The organism is Sulfuriferula sp. GW1 (assembly GCF_047300855.1).
Taxonomy (GTDB): Bacteria; Pseudomonadota; Gammaproteobacteria; order Burkholderiales; family Sulfuriferulaceae; genus Sulfuriferula.
In genome coordinates, this window is sequence record NZ_CP170197.1 from 3,323,801 (window position 1) to 3,339,610 (window position 15,810).

General features: G+C 57.6%; 16 protein-coding genes. 5 read left to right on the forward strand and 11 right to left on the reverse strand.

The window, feature by feature from the left end; all coding sequences use genetic code 11:
* Positions 1-2: 2 nt before the first annotated feature.
* The 3 genes from ACFDAU_RS16295 to coaBC all read right to left on the reverse strand — a co-directional run bounded on the left by ACFDAU_RS16295 (position 3) and on the right by coaBC (position 3,265).
* Complete coding sequence (locus tag ACFDAU_RS16295; RefSeq protein ID WP_413437956.1) at positions 3-1,442, reverse strand: diguanylate cyclase; 1,440 nt, start codon at positions 1,440-1,442, stop codon at positions 3-5.
* Positions 1,443-1,611: 169 nt separating this feature from the next.
* Positions 1,612-2,064 carry a dUTP diphosphatase gene (dut, locus tag ACFDAU_RS16300; RefSeq protein WP_413437957.1) on the reverse strand — a complete coding sequence of 151 codons (453 nt, stop codon included), beginning with the start codon at positions 2,062-2,064 and terminating at the stop codon, positions 1,612-1,614.
* Positions 2,048-3,265, reverse strand: coding sequence for a bifunctional phosphopantothenoylcysteine decarboxylase/phosphopantothenate--cysteine ligase CoaBC (coaBC, locus tag ACFDAU_RS16305; protein ID WP_413437958.1), 1,218 nt, complete (start codon positions 3,263-3,265; stop codon positions 2,048-2,050). Before coaBC ends, dut begins: the two co-directional genes overlap by 17 nt.
* A 66-nt stretch (positions 3,266-3,331) precedes the next feature.
* Between coaBC and radC the strand changes: the two genes are divergently transcribed.
* From radC to rpmG, 3 genes are read left to right on the forward strand one after another with little or no spacing between them, the layout of a single operon-like run.
* Positions 3,332-4,006 carry a RadC family protein gene (gene radC / locus ACFDAU_RS16310; RefSeq protein WP_413437959.1) on the forward strand — a complete coding sequence of 225 codons (675 nt, stop codon included), beginning with the start codon at positions 3,332-3,334 and terminating at the stop codon, positions 4,004-4,006.
* A gap of 59 nt (positions 4,007-4,065) precedes the next feature.
* Entirely contained in the window at positions 4,066-4,302 is a 237-nt protein-coding gene (gene rpmB / locus ACFDAU_RS16315) for a 50S ribosomal protein L28 (protein ID WP_413437960.1), read from the forward strand.
* A gap of 10 nt (positions 4,303-4,312) precedes the next feature.
* Entirely contained in the window at positions 4,313-4,480 is a 168-nt protein-coding gene (gene rpmG / locus ACFDAU_RS16320) for a 50S ribosomal protein L33 (protein ID WP_087445827.1), read from the forward strand.
* 155 nt (positions 4,481-4,635) lie between these two features.
* Here the strand turns inward: rpmG and ACFDAU_RS16325 are convergent, their stop codons facing one another.
* The 4 genes from ACFDAU_RS16325 to ACFDAU_RS16340 all read right to left on the reverse strand — a co-directional run bounded on the left by ACFDAU_RS16325 (position 4,636) and on the right by ACFDAU_RS16340 (position 9,046).
* Complete coding sequence (locus ACFDAU_RS16325; RefSeq protein ID WP_413437961.1) at positions 4,636-5,823, reverse strand: fatty acid desaturase; 1,188 nt, start codon at positions 5,821-5,823, stop codon at positions 4,636-4,638.
* Between the two features lie 124 nt (positions 5,824-5,947).
* Complete coding sequence (locus tag ACFDAU_RS16330) at positions 5,948-7,237, reverse strand: mechanosensitive ion channel family protein (protein ID WP_413437962.1); 1,290 nt, start codon at positions 7,235-7,237, stop codon at positions 5,948-5,950.
* Entirely contained in the window at positions 7,234-7,791 is a 558-nt protein-coding gene (locus tag ACFDAU_RS16335; protein ID WP_413437963.1) for a phospholipase D family protein, read from the reverse strand. Before ACFDAU_RS16335 ends, ACFDAU_RS16330 begins: the two co-directional genes overlap by 4 nt.
* Before the next feature lies 1 nt (position 7,792).
* Entirely contained in the window at positions 7,793-9,046 is a 1,254-nt protein-coding gene (locus ACFDAU_RS16340; protein WP_413437964.1) for an RsmB/NOP family class I SAM-dependent RNA methyltransferase, read from the reverse strand.
* Positions 9,047-9,211: 165 nt separating this feature from the next.
* Between ACFDAU_RS16340 and ACFDAU_RS16345 the strand changes: the two genes are divergently transcribed.
* Both ACFDAU_RS16345 and ACFDAU_RS16350 read left to right on the forward strand, forming a co-directional pair.
* Positions 9,212-10,996 (forward strand): SulP family inorganic anion transporter, encoded by a 1,785-nt coding sequence (locus tag ACFDAU_RS16345; protein ID WP_413437965.1) that lies wholly within the window; start codon positions 9,212-9,214, stop codon positions 10,994-10,996.
* Positions 10,993-11,553 carry a DapH/DapD/GlmU-related protein gene (locus ACFDAU_RS16350; RefSeq protein WP_413437966.1) on the forward strand — a complete coding sequence of 187 codons (561 nt, stop codon included), beginning with the start codon at positions 10,993-10,995 and terminating at the stop codon, positions 11,551-11,553. The genes ACFDAU_RS16345 and ACFDAU_RS16350 overlap by 4 nt, the downstream gene beginning before the upstream one ends.
* A gap of 65 nt (positions 11,554-11,618) precedes the next feature.
* On the opposite strand, the gene ACFDAU_RS16355 is transcribed toward ACFDAU_RS16350, so the two are convergent.
* From ACFDAU_RS16355 to ACFDAU_RS16370, 4 genes are read right to left on the reverse strand one after another with little or no spacing between them, the layout of a single operon-like run.
* Positions 11,619-12,143: an NADH-quinone oxidoreductase subunit B family protein gene (locus ACFDAU_RS16355; protein WP_413437967.1), complete on the reverse strand. Its 525-nt coding sequence runs from the start codon at positions 12,141-12,143 to the stop codon at positions 11,619-11,621.
* A 6-nt stretch (positions 12,144-12,149) separates the two neighbouring features.
* Positions 12,150-13,691: an NADH-quinone oxidoreductase subunit C gene (locus tag ACFDAU_RS16360; RefSeq protein ID WP_413437968.1), complete on the reverse strand. Its 1,542-nt coding sequence runs from the start codon at positions 13,689-13,691 to the stop codon at positions 12,150-12,152.
* Between the two features lie 9 nt (positions 13,692-13,700).
* Positions 13,701-15,149, reverse strand: a complete 1,449-nt coding sequence (locus ACFDAU_RS16365; protein ID WP_413437969.1) for a hydrogenase 4 subunit F — start codon at positions 15,147-15,149, stop codon at positions 13,701-13,703.
* 1 nt (position 15,150) lies between these two features.
* Positions 15,151-15,810, reverse strand: a complete 660-nt coding sequence (locus ACFDAU_RS16370; protein ID WP_124703744.1) for a formate hydrogenlyase — start codon at positions 15,808-15,810, stop codon at positions 15,151-15,153.

Sequence of the window (15,810 nt, forward strand, 5' to 3'; positions counted from 1 at the left end):
GCCTACGCAGCCGGCTTGATCCGTGTGGTGTTGCGTCCGCCGCGCTTGGCTTCCAGCAGGGCGCCATCCGCGCGGATTAACGCCTGGTTTTCCGCGGAATCTTTGGGGCTGTATTCGCTCATGCCGCCGCTCCAATTAAGGCGGTGCAATACACCCGGAGTCAGTTCCAGTACGGCAGGCAGATTGCCGCGCAGACGTTCCGCCAGTTCTATCGCGCGGGGCAGAGGTGTATTCGGGAAAATCACGCAGAACTCATCTCCGCCCAAGCGCGCCACGAAATCACTGGCGCGCAGATGTTGCTTGAGCACCTTGCCAAACTGGACAATAAGTTGATCCCCTGCATCATGGCCGTAGGTATCGTTTACATATTTAAAGTTGTCGATGTCGATAATCAACAGGCTATGTACCTGGCCTTGCGACAGCGTTTTGAATAGCTCGCCTTGACGGGTTTCGAAACTGCGCCGGTTATATACCTGCGACAGGTGATCCAGGCTGGCCTGGGATTCCGTCTCTTTTTGCTTGCCCACGGTGAGCTGTGCCAGTTTGACCAGCATCGCCAGCGGTTTCTCGAATTCGGTCAGATTGACCTGGTATGCAGAACGCACTCGTTGCCTGCGGATATCTGTCATCAGATTGACAATAGTGTTGAGATCTTCGCTGACCCAGTTGCGTAAACGCAGGTAAACCAGCCACACCATGGCTGTCAGCAGCACGGACAATACCAGCCATACGGTAAAGTACGTCAGGAGCTCGACCAGAGGCTGGGGGCTGGCTTTCCATAACTCGAGCTTCCACGGCGTTCCGGCCAAGGTGATTTCCCGCATCGCGGGCCCGCTCTTGAGACTCTCGTCACCACGCCGCCGCACAACGGTATAGGTGTCTGGATGGGTGTACTGGCGCAGTTCCAGATAACCTCCAGGCAATGGCAGGTTATCGAACAGGTCTTGCAGATGGGGCGCATCCTGAGCAAGGATGACGTGGCCCAACAGCGTCGTGCCCTCTAGCACCGGCTCGGAGACCGTCAAGCTCATAGTGGCGGCGGTGGCAGATTGCGCTTCCGGGCCCGCCACAAAACGCGTGTAGGCTTCCGGCACCACCAACGCATCTCCCGTCTGGCTTACCACTCCCGGTTCTGGCACCAAAAAGATTTGTGCACCTGGGTGGAGGGAATAAAGATTGGCCGCCTGGTTTCGGCAAATATCCTCGGCGCCGCTCTTTAAACAGGCTACGGTCTGCGGATGTCTGGCAATCAGTTTCGCAGTCTGGTGAACATCCTTGGCCAAGCCCTCAATCTGCTGGGCAATCAGCAGGCCCTCTGCCTGCGCGGATTCTGCCTGACGTGCCGGGCTCGAAACCCAATACACTGACAACATCGTCAATGTCAGGGTGATCTCCAGCGCAGCAAAAAGCGCAATGCTGAATCGCGCTAAAGAGGGCTTCATAATAAGGGGTCTGCTATCCATCCGGGTTAATGCCAACTTGTTATCGGCCTGCATTAGCGGCCAGCTGTTAATTTGTTCTGGAACTTAACAGCAATTAACGTGCCTGGTGTTTTCGTTTGCCGATGGTCGATATTCCCACGCCCCTCAACGTGAGAACCGGATCGCCGCCTCAATGCCGTCCGGTACTACCAAAACCTCCCGCCCCGCGTTCGGATGCAGAAAACTCTTCCACAATATTAAATGCGACTTGCACCACGGGCACCATCACCAGTTGGGCGATCCGTTCCAGCGGGTTGACAACAAAAGGCTGATGGCCACGATTCCACATGGAAACAAACAGTTGCCCCTGGTAATCCGAGTCAATGAGCCCTACCAGATTGCCGAGTACGATGCCGTGTTTATGGCCCAGACCGGAACGCGGCAGGATCATCGCAGCCATGTCTGCTCGACCAATATGGATCGCCATACCGGTCGGAACCAACTCGGTTTGGCCTGGGGCCAGTTCCAGTGCCGCATCAATACAGGCGCGCAGATCTATGCCGGCAGCCCCGGGCGTTGCATAGCCGGGTAAGTCATTGTTTAGTCTAGCGTCGAGAATCTTGACATCAATTTGGTGTGGCATGGCTTCCCTTGGTTTTGTGTAAATACAGACGGGCTATATGGGCGACGAGTTGGCGTGCCAGCGTCAGTTTGTCAGCATGGGGCAGCAAATGCTTACCTTCATCGTCCAGCAGCAACAATTCGTTGTCGTCGCTGCCGAGCGCATCCTGGGCGCGGTTGACGACTAAAAGAGGCAAGTTTTTGCGCCGGCGTTTGACCTCGCCGTTTTCCGGAAGATTTTCGGTTTCAGCTGCGAAACCGACGCAAAATGGGGTGTCTGCACGGTTCGCGATCTGCAGCAGAATATCGTCATTGGGTATCAAATCGAGCGTAAGGGTTTGCCCGCTTTTTTTTAGTTTCTGGGTCGCCTGGATAGCCGGACGGTAATCCGCCACTGCCGCCACGCTAATGAAAATGTCCGCACGGCTCACCGCGTTTCCCACTGCCTGCGCCATTTCTGCGGCGCTGGTTACCGACAGGCGGGTGACGCCCAGCGGCGTTTCCCGGCATGTGGGACCACTTACCAGCGTCACCGTAGCCCCGGCTTCATGCGCTGCGCATGCGACCGCATAACCCATTTTACCGGAGCTGAGGTTGGTAATCGCTCGCACTGGATCGATCATTTCCAGCGTGGGCCCTGCACTCACCAGCACACGCAGCCCGGCCAGCAGCTTGGGCTGAAAATACGCGCTGAGTCCTGCCAGCAATTCAGCCGGCTCCAGCATCCGTCCGGGACCGGTTTCTCCACACGCCTGTTCGCCAGCAGTTGGCCCCAGCAAGGTGACGCCATCCGCTTGCAACTGATGAATATTCCGCTGAGTTGCCGGGTTTTCCCACATTTGCCGGTTCATCGCGGGCGCCACCAGTAGCGGGCAAGCGCGTGCCAGACACAGCGTTGACAGCAGGTCATCGGCCAGACCATGTACCAGCTTGGCGATAAAATCGGCGCTGGCTGGGGCAATCAGCACCGCGTCTACTGCCCGCGTGAATTCGATGTGCGCCATGCCGTTATCCACGTCCGTATCCCACAACTGGGTGAGCACCGGCTTGCCGGACAGCGCCTGGAAGGTTAGCGGGGTTACAAACTGCGTGGCAGCCGTGCTCATAACCACGCGCACGTCTGCGCCCGCCTTGACCAGCAGGCGCGTCAATTCGGCAGCTTTATACGCGGCCACACCGCCGGTGATGCCCAACAGTATGCGTTTGTGTTGCAAATCCGGCATGATAGCTTTGCGCCTATGCGCTGATGGTTTGAACAATAAGCACATTTTACGGGATTAGGGGGATGAATGGCGATTCGCGACTGGCCGGAGGATGACCGGCCCCGGGAAAAACTCTTGCAGCGCGGCGCGCAGGCGCTAAGCGATGCCGAATTGCTGGCCATTTTCCTGCGCACCGGCGTGTCCGGCAAAAGCGCGGTGGACATGGCGCGCGACCTGGTGCATCAGTTCGGTAGCCTGACCCGCCTGTTTGCGGCCAGCCGTGGCGAATTCTGTGCCGTCCACGGCCTGGGTGACGCCAAATATGCTCAACTGCAGGCGGTATTGGAAATGGCAAGGCGCGCGCTGGGTGAATCCATGCGTCAAACCGATGCGCTGGCTTCCCCTGGCGCGGTGCGCGATTACCTGCGGCTGGCCCTGGCGGGCAAATCCTACGAAGTTTTTTGCGTGGTATTTCTGGATACGCAAAACCGCGTGCTTGCCGTCGAAGAGCTGTTTCGAGGCACGCTCACTCAAACCAGCGTATATCCACGCGAAGTGGTCAAGCGCGCATTGGCGCATAACGCTGCCGCGTTGATCCTGGCACACAACCATCCTTCCGGCGTTGCCGAACCCAGCCGGGCCGACGAGAACCTGACCCAGGCGCTCAAAGCCGCGCTGGCACTGGTGGATGTAAGGGTTATTGACCACTTTGTGGTGGGCAGCGGCAACGCTGTATCATTTGCAGAACGCGGATTGCTTTGACGTTGACAATCTAAATGTGGTATAAATCGCGTTTTTCCGAATTCCGTAGGGAGGTCATTATGGCCCGTGTATGTCAGGTTACCGGCAAGGCGCCGATGTCGGGAAACAACGTTTCCCACGCCAACAACAAGACCAAACGTCGTTTTCTGCCCAATTTGCAGTCACGCCGCTTCTGGCTTGAAGAAGAAAACCGTTTTATACGTTTGCGCGTTTCCACCGCTGCGCTGCGTACTATCGACAAAAAGGGCATTGAAGTCGTGCTCGAAGAAATGCGCGCCAAAGGCGAGAAGGTTTAAGGAGTAAAACATGGCCAGCAAAATCCGCGAAAAAATCAAACTCGAGTCCACCGCAGGGACCGGACATTTTTACACCACCAGCAAGAACAAGCGCACCACGCCGGAAAAGCTCGAATTCATGAAATTCGACCCCAAGGCACGCAAGCATGTGCTGTACAAGGAAATCAAGCTGAAATAAACCCAGCCTGCTCCATAAAAAACCCGCTCTGGTAGCGGGTTTTTTATGGTCTGTACGCTGCGCTTACTCAAGAACAAAGCCCCAACAAAAAGCCCGCCATAATATTACGGCGGGCTTTTTGTTGGGGCAGGAATTACCGGGAGTGAATAAGCTGCTCAGGCGTAGCACCGCAGTTTACGCGAGAACTTTTGCAACGACTCAATACCACTGGACTCGGCACGATGGCACCAGTCCTGCAATTGGGCCAGGAGCTGTTCCTTGGTGGCGCTGGAACGCGCCCACAATGCTGCCAGATCCTGACGCATGGCATATACCGTGGCCAGCTCCTTGCTCTGGTTCAATACTTCCGACAGGCTCGCCTTATCCTGCTCGCGCATATCCGCTGCATCAAGATGCAGCCAATGCTTGACCTTCTTCGCCATGCTGCCGTCATTAAGTTGCGGCAGTGAAGCTTTGAGCTTGAGCACCTCATCCGCGTACACGGTTTTTACTGAACGGGTAAACCGCGTCAATACATCGTAGCGATGGGTGATGATGGCCTGCAGCGTATCCAGGTCGCAGACTGCCTTGCCTTTGGTCATGCGCACACGAGGTGCAACCTTTTTGACTTTGGCCAAACCAAAAATTTCCATGATGCGGATATACATCCAGCCGATGTCAAACTCATACCATTTGTTGGACAGTTTGGCCGAGCTGCCGTAGGCATGGTGATTGTTGTGCAACTCCTCGCCGCCAATCAGGATGCCCCAAGGCAGAATGTTGGTGCTGGCGTCTTCACAAGTGAAGTTGCGATAGCCCCAGAAGTGTCCAATGCCGTTGATAATGCCGGCGGCAGTTACCGGGATCCAGGCCATTTGCACCGCCCAGATGGTCAACCCGATTGGGCCGAACAACGCCAGGTTAATCAATAGCATCAGCACGATGCCTTTGCCGCTGTAACGCGAATAGACATTGTGTTCCAGCCAGTCGTCGGGTGTGCCGGACCCGTATTTGTCCATTGTTTCCTGATTTTTCGATTCGGCGCGATAGAGTTCGGCGCCTTCAAAAAACACTTTTTTCAAGCCGAGCACTTGCGGACTGTGGGGATCTTCAGGGGTTTCACACTTGGCGTGGTGTTTGCGGTGAATTGCAGCCCATTGCTTGGTGACCATGCCGGTACTCAACCACAGCCAGAAACGGAAAAAGTGACTGACAATAGGGTGCAGCTCCAGCGCGCGATGCGCCTGATGGCGGTGCAGATAGATCGTGACGCCGGCGATGGTCACATGGGTCAGCGCCAAGGCGACCAAAACATAACCCCACCAAGGGAGATGCCCCACCAGACCGTTTGCTAATAAATCCATAGTTTCACTTACCTCAAATGAATGACTGCGTGTCGCAGCGAGGAAGACATAAATTCAAGTCAAGATAATCTTATCCTGATATATATCATCCACTGCGTAATATAACAGAAATACGCCTATCACATTAGGCCTTTTGTTTCTCGTGCTTAATGATGTTAATGTCGCGGCGCGGATATGGGATTTCAATCCCGCCAGCCCGGAAATTCTTCCATATTTCCATATACAGCTCGGAACGCAGATTGGCCTGCCCTCCTTCCGGGTCTGAAATCCATACGCCCAGCTCCAGATCAATGCCGCTCTCGCCAAAGTTTTTTATCAACACCCTGGGAGCTTCCTTGCTATCCCCCTGTAGCACTCGAGGGTGATTTACCGCCGCCGCTGTCAATATTTCCATTGCCCGCTCCAGCGGGCTCTCATAGCTGATCTGGATGGGGATCGCCATGCGAATATCGCGCTTGCTGAGCGAATGGTTGACTATGGTTGAGGTAATCAGCGTTTCATTGGGAATCAGGATTTCCGTACCATCCAGCGCTTTGAGCAAGGTATAACGCGTGTTGATCTGGCTTACTTCACCATAACCTGTACCCACCGTGAGCATGTCGCCTGGGCGAATCGAGCGATCCAGCAGAATGATGAACCCGGATACATAGTTACTGGCGATTTTCTGCAGACCCAGACCGAGTCCTACACCCAGAGCCCCGCCAAACACCGACAGCACGGTGATATCAATGCCCACCACCGGCAATGCAATCAACACGCCAGTAATAATCAGCAGGGTACGGGTCGCCTTGATCAACGCCAGGCGCAGATTGAGGTCCAGACGGCTCACGCGCATCAGACGCGTCTCGACGAATTGCGCCAGCCACAGTGCGCCAACCACCGCGAGCACAATGAGAATAATCGCCTCAAGCAGCAGCAGCAGCGAGAAATGGTGGACACCTGCGTCAAAGGAAACACTATCCAGCCCATGCAGGATGCGCGGCAGCAGGCCAGTGATATGCAGCGCCAGTCCAATCCAGATCAGCCAGGCGATCAAGCGCTCCCAGGTCTTGATGGCTTCGTTGCTGCGCAATGCATAGCGCAGCATATACACCAGGGTGCGCACCAATACCAAGGCCCCCAGCAGCGGCACGGCAATATTCAACACATGCACCGGCTGCCATGTCTCAAGAATCTCTCGCCCGATCAGTATCAGCACCAGCATAAGCAGCGGCGAACCAATCCGTTTCAACCCTTCCAGACCGAGGCGCCAAGATCCGTGGGCGTGCGTCAGCCGCGGGAAAATCCAGCGCATCGCGCCCCAGCCCAGCAAACCACATACGGCGAGAACAGCGAACTGCCAACCCAGTTCGTTGCGGTGGGTTTCGTTGAGCAACTGGAATAACAGGTTTTCGAGCGGTGCGGGTCGGGTCATGGATTTAACGCTGTTGCGTGTTCGCGGTGGTAACGCCAATTAACGGCATAAGCCTGTGCCAGCGCCGGGTTTCCGCGCAATATGAGCAGGTTTTCTGCGTTGCGGTACTGCGCCGCATGGGTAAAATTATAACTGCCGGTAATGACCACCGGCGCGCTATTCGCGTCGATAATCATGATCTTGTTGTGGGCGCTGGCATGCCCGGCATCCAGATAAACCGGCACACCGGCCGCAGCCATATGCCTCACCACACTGGTGGAAATCCTGTCGGTCTGCTCGCTATCGGCGATCAACGCCACGTCCACACCGCGCTGATGCGCCGCAATCAGCACATCGGCAATAGCACGATGGGTAAAACTGAACGCCTGGATACGAATCTGCCGACGCGCATCACGTATCGCGGCAATCACCAGCGCCGCCGCGTCGTCGCCCGGCGTAAACGCTACCTGAACCGTGCCCACCGCAGGCAGCACAGGCGGCGTGTGACTATCCTGAAACGCCCAACTGGCATGGCTGCATGACCATAGCGCCAGCCAAACGATGGCTTTGCGCATGTCAGCTCGCTTCCAGTACCGCTGCAAAAAAGCCATCGGTGCCGTGCTCTGCCGGGTTAAGCCGCAAATAGTCGCCGGTGTCGAGCGCGATGTGTTGCTGCTGCAGAATTTCCGCTGCACTTTTCAGCACAAACCGCGGATTGGCCGCAATAAACGCTTCGACCACCTGCTCGTTTTCTTCCGGCAGCAAACTGCAGGTGGCATACACCAGCCGCCCGCCCGATTTCACCAGGCGCGACGCAGCAGCCAAAATCGCTGCCTGCTTGGCAGACAGCTCGGCTACGCTATCCGGCGACTGACGCCATTTCAGATCCGGGTTGCGGCGCAGCGTGCCCATACCGCTGCACGGCGCATCCACCAGCACGCGGTCAATCTTGCCGGCCAGGCGCTTGATGCGGGTGTCGTTTTCACTGGTAATCAATTGCGGCGTGAGGTTGGACAAACCGGAACGCTTGAGCCGCGGTTTGAGCTTGGCCAGGCGTTTTTCCGACACGTCGAACGCATACAACCTCCCCGAGGAATGCATCAGCGCGCCCAGCAGCAGCGTTTTTCCCCCCGCCCCGGCACAAAAATCCACCACCATTTCGCCACGGCGCGGAGCAACCAGATAACCCAGCAGCTGGCTGCCTTCATCCTGGATCTCGAATTTTCCTTCCAGAAACGGTTTGTATTTGGCCAGTACCGGCTTGTCGGCCAGCCGGATTCCCATCGGGGAGTATGGCGTGGCGGTTGCAGTAATGCCGGCCGCGTTGAGCACGTCAATCATTTCATCGCGCTTTGCAAGCAGCGTGTTGACGCGCAAATCCAGCGGTGCCGGACGCAACAGCGCCTGGGCCAGCCGCGTCGCCGCCGCTTCGCCATAGACTGCCAACAAGCGCTCCGCCAGCCAATCCGGCATATCCCATTGTACCGCCAGCGGCTGCGTCGCCAGGTCCAGCGCCTTGATCTGCGGCACCATGTCCAGCTCCGGCCCGCGCAGATGCGGCTCCAGCTGACGCATGTTCATGCCCTGCACGCGCACCAGCCAGGCCAGCGCCAACTGCCGGGGCGTGCCTTTGCCAGTCGCAGTCTCCAGCGAGCGCTTGCGGCGCAGCACGCCAAACACCAGTTCAGCGATAAAGGCGCGATCCTTGTTACCCAGCATCGGGTTTTCGCGAAAATAACGGCTCAATACCGCGTCAGCTGGCGCATCCAGAGGCAACACCGCACGTAGTGCGGTAATGGCTTGTTCAAGAGGGAGATGGGGATAAGACATGGGTTTTACGGGTTCGACATTGCCCTGCAGTTTAGCGGAAACGGCTGCCGTCGACCACGCCAGGCAAGACTTGCAGTTTGCTGCAAACGGTTAAATATCAGATAATTCCGCTGTTTATCCCTGCCCCGCTCTTCATTAAAGCGATTTACCAACCTGAGGTGCTCCTTGAAAGACCTGCTCGCCTGCAATCTGTGGCTGTATAAAGTTTTCCCATTTCTGCGCTGGTGGCCGATAGTCAACCGCAATACCACCAAGGCTGATCTGACAGCGGGTTTGACCGGGGCAATGATTGTGCTGCCGCAAGGCGTGGCATTTGCGACCATTGCCGGCTTACCGCCAGAGTATGGCTTGTATGCGGCAATGGTTCCTGCGGTAATCGCCGCGCTGTTCGGGTCCAGCTGGCACCTGGTGTCGGGTCCGACCACAGCCATTTCGATTGCCGTGTTTGCCTCGGTCAGTCCTTTGGCCGAACCCGGATCGGCACAGTTCATCAGCCTGGTACTTACCCTTACCTTCCTCACCGGAGTCTTCCAGCTCATCATGGGCCTGGCGCGTCTGGGCGCATTGGTCAACTTCATTTCCCACACCGTGGTGATCGGCTTTACCGCGGGTGCAGCCGTGCTGATCGCAGCCAGCCAGATCAAGCACTTCCTTGGGCTCAACATGGCCCGGGGCTTGCCTTTCCACGAGATTCTGCATCAAGTGTTTCTGCAACTGGACAAAATCAACCCTTATGTCACCGCTGTGGGTGTCATCACCCTGCTCACCGGCATCGTGGCACGCAAACTGATGCCCAAGCTGTACATGATTATTGCCATGGTGGTGGGTAGCGTGGCCGCCCTCATCATCAACAACCTGGCAGGCGGTGCCGAAGCCACCCACATCAAAACTGTCGGCGCGCTGGCTGCCCACCTGCCACCGTTCACACTGCCGGATTTTTCGCCCACAGCCATCAGCCAGGTGATTTTCCCGGCGCTGATTGTGACCATGCTGGCGCTGACTGAAGCGGTATCGATCTCGCGCGCCATCGCGGTGAAATCCGAGCAACGCATTGACGGAAATCAGGAATTCATCGGCCAGGGCTTATCCAACATTTTCGGCAGTTTCTTTTCCAGCTATGCTTCCAGTGGCTCGTTCAATCGCAGCGGCGTGAACTATGCTGCAGGCGCAAGAACCCCGTTGGCTGCGGTGTATTCCGCACTGTTCCTGATCCTGATTTTGATGCTGGTGGCATCACTCGCCGCCTACCTGCCGACTGCGGCGATGGCCGGTATTCTGTTCCTGGTGGCATGGGCGTTGATTGACTTCCACCATATCCATTCCATTTTCCATACCAGCAAACAGGAAACGGCTGTGCTGGCGGTGACGATCATCGGTACGCTGATTGATCTGGAAAAAGGCATTTTCTTCGGCATCATGTTGTCGCTGATGCTCTATCTGTACCGCACCTCACGTCCGGCGCTGGTGGATGTGATGCCGGATCCGGAACCGGACAGCTACCATTTCGTCGCAGCGGATGGCCACCCAGAATGCCCGCAACTCAAAATGATCCGCCTTCAAGGCTCGATTTTCTTTGGCGCGGTTAACCACGTGCAGCAGGCCTTGCAGCAGATTGACGAGATTAACCCTCAGCAGAAACACGCACTGATTGCTGCCGGCGGCATGAATTTCGTAGACGTGGCCGGCGCAGAAATGCTGGCGCAAGAAGCCAAGCGCCGCAACAAAATTGGGGGCGGACTGTATTTCTACCGGATGCAAAATGGAGTGCGCGATCTACTGGTAAAAGGCCATTATTTGAACGACATCGGCGAAGACCATATTTTCCCCACCAAATCGCGCCCGATCGACGCGATCTATTCCAGGCTCGACCCAGAAATCTGCCGTACCTGTACTGCACGCATTTTCACGCAATGTAATATTGCACTACCCAATGGAGAGCCACGCACATGATCCGCAAAAATCCCAGTGGCGACCTGCCCGTCATCCACGAATCCGCGTTTGTCGACCCCACTGCGATTATTTGCGGCAAGGTGCTCATCGGCGAAAATGTATTTATCGGCCCCTATGTAGTCATTCGTGCCGACGAGGTGGATGACAGCGGCAATATGGAACCGATCTCCATCGGCGCCAATTCCAACATCCAGGACGGCGTCGTGATCCACTCCAAATCCGGCGCGCGGGTGAAGATCGGCGAACACACCTCCATCGCCCACCGTTCCATCGTGCATGGCCCATGCGTGGTCGGCGACAACGTCTTCATCGGCTTCAACTCGGTGTTGTTCAACTGTGTAGTGGGCAAGCGCTGCGTGGTGCGCCACAATTCAGTAGTGGAAGGCTGCGAACTGCCGGACGGCTTCCATATCCCATCCACCACCAACATCCATGCCGATTCTGATCTCAGCAAAATCGAACAGGTCGGGTTCCGCGAAGAAGACTTTTCCGAAGATGTGGCGCAGACCAACATCAACCTGGTGAAGGGTTACAAAAAGCTGCAGAACGAATTCTGATCAGCCCCGGTTACGGTCTGCGAATCGACACGCAGATAGTCTGGTTAGCTGTATTCCTTGTCCGTTTACTTGGCTAGCCCCTGCGCGTTGCTGATCCCCGTCAGGATGCCTTGCATGAGCGCAGAAGGGCTGGGCGGACAACCTGGGACGGCAATATCCACCGGGATCACGTTGGATACGCGCCCGCAACTCGCATAACTTTCTCCGAATACCCCCCCGGTACAGCCGCAATCGCCGATTGCCACCACCAGTGTCGGCTCAGGCATGGCTGCATAGGTGCGCTGCAGGGCCGTTTCCATATGCCGCGAAACCGGGCCGGTGACGAGCAGCATGTCTGCATGCCGCGGGCTGGCGACAAAATGAATGCCGAGCCCTTCCAGGTTGTAATACGGGTTGCTGAGGGCGTGGATTTCAAGTTCGCAACCGTTGCACGAACCGGCATCCACGTGACGAATCGCCAGCGCGCCGCCGAAGCGCCTGAGGATTTCATCCTGCAAGCGCTGGGCAGTGCAGCGCAATGCGTCGTTAATCTCCGGCGGCGTCTCGGTTTTTATGCCCGACCGTAATATCTGTCTAATGATCTTGTGCATGATTCCTCATAAATCGTGCCCGCTATAACTCAAGTTGAACGATTTATTGATGAGCGGAAAATCCGGAACGATATTGCCCAGCACCGCGTGCTCGATCAGCGGCCAGTTCTGCCACGACGGATCATGCGGATGCAGGCGGCGGATGCGATTGTCCGCTCCTGTTTCGAGTGCGACAAAGACCTCGCCGCGCCAGCCTTCCACCCAGCCCACGCCAATCGCGTTGTCGGGGGCTTTTGGCAGCGCCGTGAAAATCGCGCCGCCCGGCAACCCCTTCAGAATCAGACGGCAAAGGCGTATTGCCTCGTTCACCTCGTCAAAGCGAACCGTCACTCGCGCCGCGACATCGCCGTTGCGGTGCGTTGCCATCCGCACATCCAGTCTGTCATAAGGCGCAGTGGGAAATTGCGCGCGCAAATCCCAAGCCTGTGCGCTCGCGCGCCCCGCCAGTCCGCACAGCCCGAGGCCGACGGCCAGTTCCGGGGCAACCCGGCCGGCTCCGATAAAACGATCCTGCAGCCCCGCGTGGTCGTCGTAGATGTTGTGCAAACGGCTGACGGCCTGATCGAGCACGTCGAGCTCGGCCATCAGTCGAGCGCCACCACTTTCATCCAGATCACTTTTCACGCCACCGGGAACAATGCTGTCCATCAGGTAGCGGTGTCCGAACAGCGCCGCGTTGCTGCGCAGCAGGTCTTCCTTGAGACAGGAGAACTGCGCCAGGCCAAAGGCCAGACCGGCATCGTTGCCCAGTGCGCCCAGGTCTCCCAGGTGGTTGGCCAGCCGCTCGCGTTCCAGCAGCAGAGCACGCAGCCACAGCGCCCGCTCGGGCGGCGTCCTATCCACCGCGCTTTCCGCCGCCATCGCGTAGGCCCATGCGTAGGCGACGGTGGAATCGCCACTGATCCGCCCCGCGAGCCGCGCCCCGCTCTCCAGCGTCATCGCCTCAAACAGCTTTTCTATGCCCTTGTGGGTGTAGCCCAGGCGCGGTTCCAGGCGCAGGATTTTTTCGCCTATCACCGAAAAGCGGAAATGGCCGGGCTCAATCGTCCCGGCGTGCACCGGCCCGACTGCAATCTCGTGCACGCCGTCGCCTTCCACGGTGACGAACGGGTAATCCTGCACTGTGGCAGGGTGCACGGTGCTGCCGTCGAAATCCTTGCGCAACGGATACTGGTCTGCTGGCCAGGCGCTGTGCCGCAGCCACGGACGCGCATCCTGCGGGTTGTGCGGATAAATGCCGAGCAAGTCACCGAGCGCGCGTTGCATGCGGCTCGCCACCGGGAAAATATCGTCAATGCCAGGATACGCTTCATGGTCGGCGGACAGCGTCAGCCACACCAGCCCGGAACGGATGACCAACGCCGCGTGCACGACAAAGCCACGCTGCAGTTCGCGTCGATCGCTTCCCCACAGCGCGACCAGACGCCCGCCCTTGTCATGCACCTGCTGGCAGACCTGGCGCCATGCTGCGGCATCCACATCGCCGTGCCACACCGGTGCCGCACCGGGAAGCGCAGACAATGCAAGGTCAAAATCTTCGATGCGCATGTGGCTCCTTCAACCGATCAACCGCGCTGCCTGGCGGTACCAGTCGGCAAGATACGGCGGGATGTACAGCCCGAGCAGCAACACCAGGGCAAGATGCACAAATACCGGAATCAGCGCGGGCGGGTGCGGCAGACGCTGGCCCGTCGTTTCACCGAACACCATTTCCTGCACCCGGGTGAAAATGGCCGCAAAGGCGACCCCCAGCGCGACCAGCAGGAACGGCGTGGCCCAGGGATGCTCATGCATGGCGGTGGTAATAATCAGGAATTCACTGGCGAATACGCCGAACGGCGGCATGCCGAGGATGGCCAGGCTGCCCAGCATCAAGCCCCAGCCGATGGTGGGATTGGTATCGATCAGGCCGCGGATGTTTTCGATCAGCTGCGAACCCATTTTCTGTGCCGCATGTCCCACTGTAAAGAAGATGGCGGACTTGGTGAGCGAGTGCACCGTCATGTGCAGCAACGCGGCGAAAGTGGCGACCGCGCCACCCATGCCGAACGCGAACGTCATCAGCCCCATGTGCTCGATCGAGGAATAAGCGAACATGCGCTTGACGTCTTTTTGCCGCGACAGGAAAAACGCCGCGACCACCACGCTGAACAGGCCGAACCCCATCATCAGGTTGCCGGCCAGGTGCGATCCGAGCGCCCCATCCACCAGCACCTTGCTGCGCACCACCGCGTACAGCGCGACGTTGAGCAGCAAACCGGAAAGCACCGCGGACACCGGCGTCGGGCCTTCGGCATGGGCATCCGGCAGCCAGTTGTGCAGCGGCGCCAGACCGACTTTGGTGCCGTAGCCCACCAGCAGAAAGACAAATGCCAGCGACAGCACGGTAGGTTCCAGATGGCCTTTCACCTCGTTGAGATGCGTCCACAGCAGCGCGTCGCCGCCGGCGCCGAGTAGTTTTTCCGCCGCGAAATACAGCAGGATGGTGCCAAACAGCGCCTGCGCGATGCCCACACCGCACAGGATGAAGTATTTCCACGCCGCTTCCAGGCTGGCCGGGGTGCGGTACAGGCTGACCAGCAGCACGGTGGTGAGGGTGGCCGCTTCCATCGCCACCCACAGGATGCCCATGTTGTTGGTGGTCAGCGCCAGCAGCATGGTAAAGGTGAACAGCTGGTACATGCTGTGGTAGAGGCGCAGCATGTTCGCCGACAGCTTGCCGTGGTGCTGTTCGATGCGCATGTATGCGCGCGAAAACAGCGCAGTGGTGAATCCCACGAAGGCAGTCAGAGCAACCAGGAAAACGTTGAACGAGTCGATGAAGAACTGTTCGCTGAACGCCGTCATTGGCCCGCCGTTGACGATGCGGGCGGTGAGAACGACAGCGGCAATGAAGGTGGCCAGACTCATCAGCGTATTGAGTTCATGCGCCCAGCGCTTGTGGCCGAACAGGGCCAGCAATATCCCGCCGCACAGAGGAACTCCCAATAGCCAAAGAATTTCCACCTCAATCCTCTTTCAGTTTTTCCAGATTTTTAATATCCAGACTGTCGAAAGTTTCCCGGATCTGGAAGAAGAAAATGCCGAAAATGAAGGTTCCCACCAGCACGTCAAGCGCGATGCCCAGCTCAACCACCATCGGCATGCCGTAAGTGGCACTGGTGGCGGCAAAGAACAGCCCGTTTTCCATCGCCAGGAAGCCGACCACCTGCGCCACAGCCTTGTGCCGGGTAATCATCATCAGGAACGACAACAGTACGCTGGCCATGGCGATGCCCAGGGTGCTGCGGGTAATGGTGTCGGCCAGTTGCGAAATTGGCGCCGCCAGGTTGAAGGCGAAGATCACCAGGGCGATGCCGACCAGCATGGTCGTCGGGACGTTGATCATGGTTTCCACGTCCCACTTGATATTGAGGCGGATAATCAACCGGTGCAGTATCCAGGGCAGCAGGAACGCCTTCAGTACCAGGGTTAAAAAGGCCGAATAATACAAATGCGGCTGGTGGGTAGAGTACGCCACTACCGTGGTACTCAGCGCCAGTATGAACCCCTGCCAGGCGAACAAGTGGATCAGGGATAGAATACGCCGCTGCGACAGCATGGCGAAGGCGATCAACAGCAGCAGCGCCGCCAGAAAATTAATCAGTTGTCCGGTAAATGTAGCCAT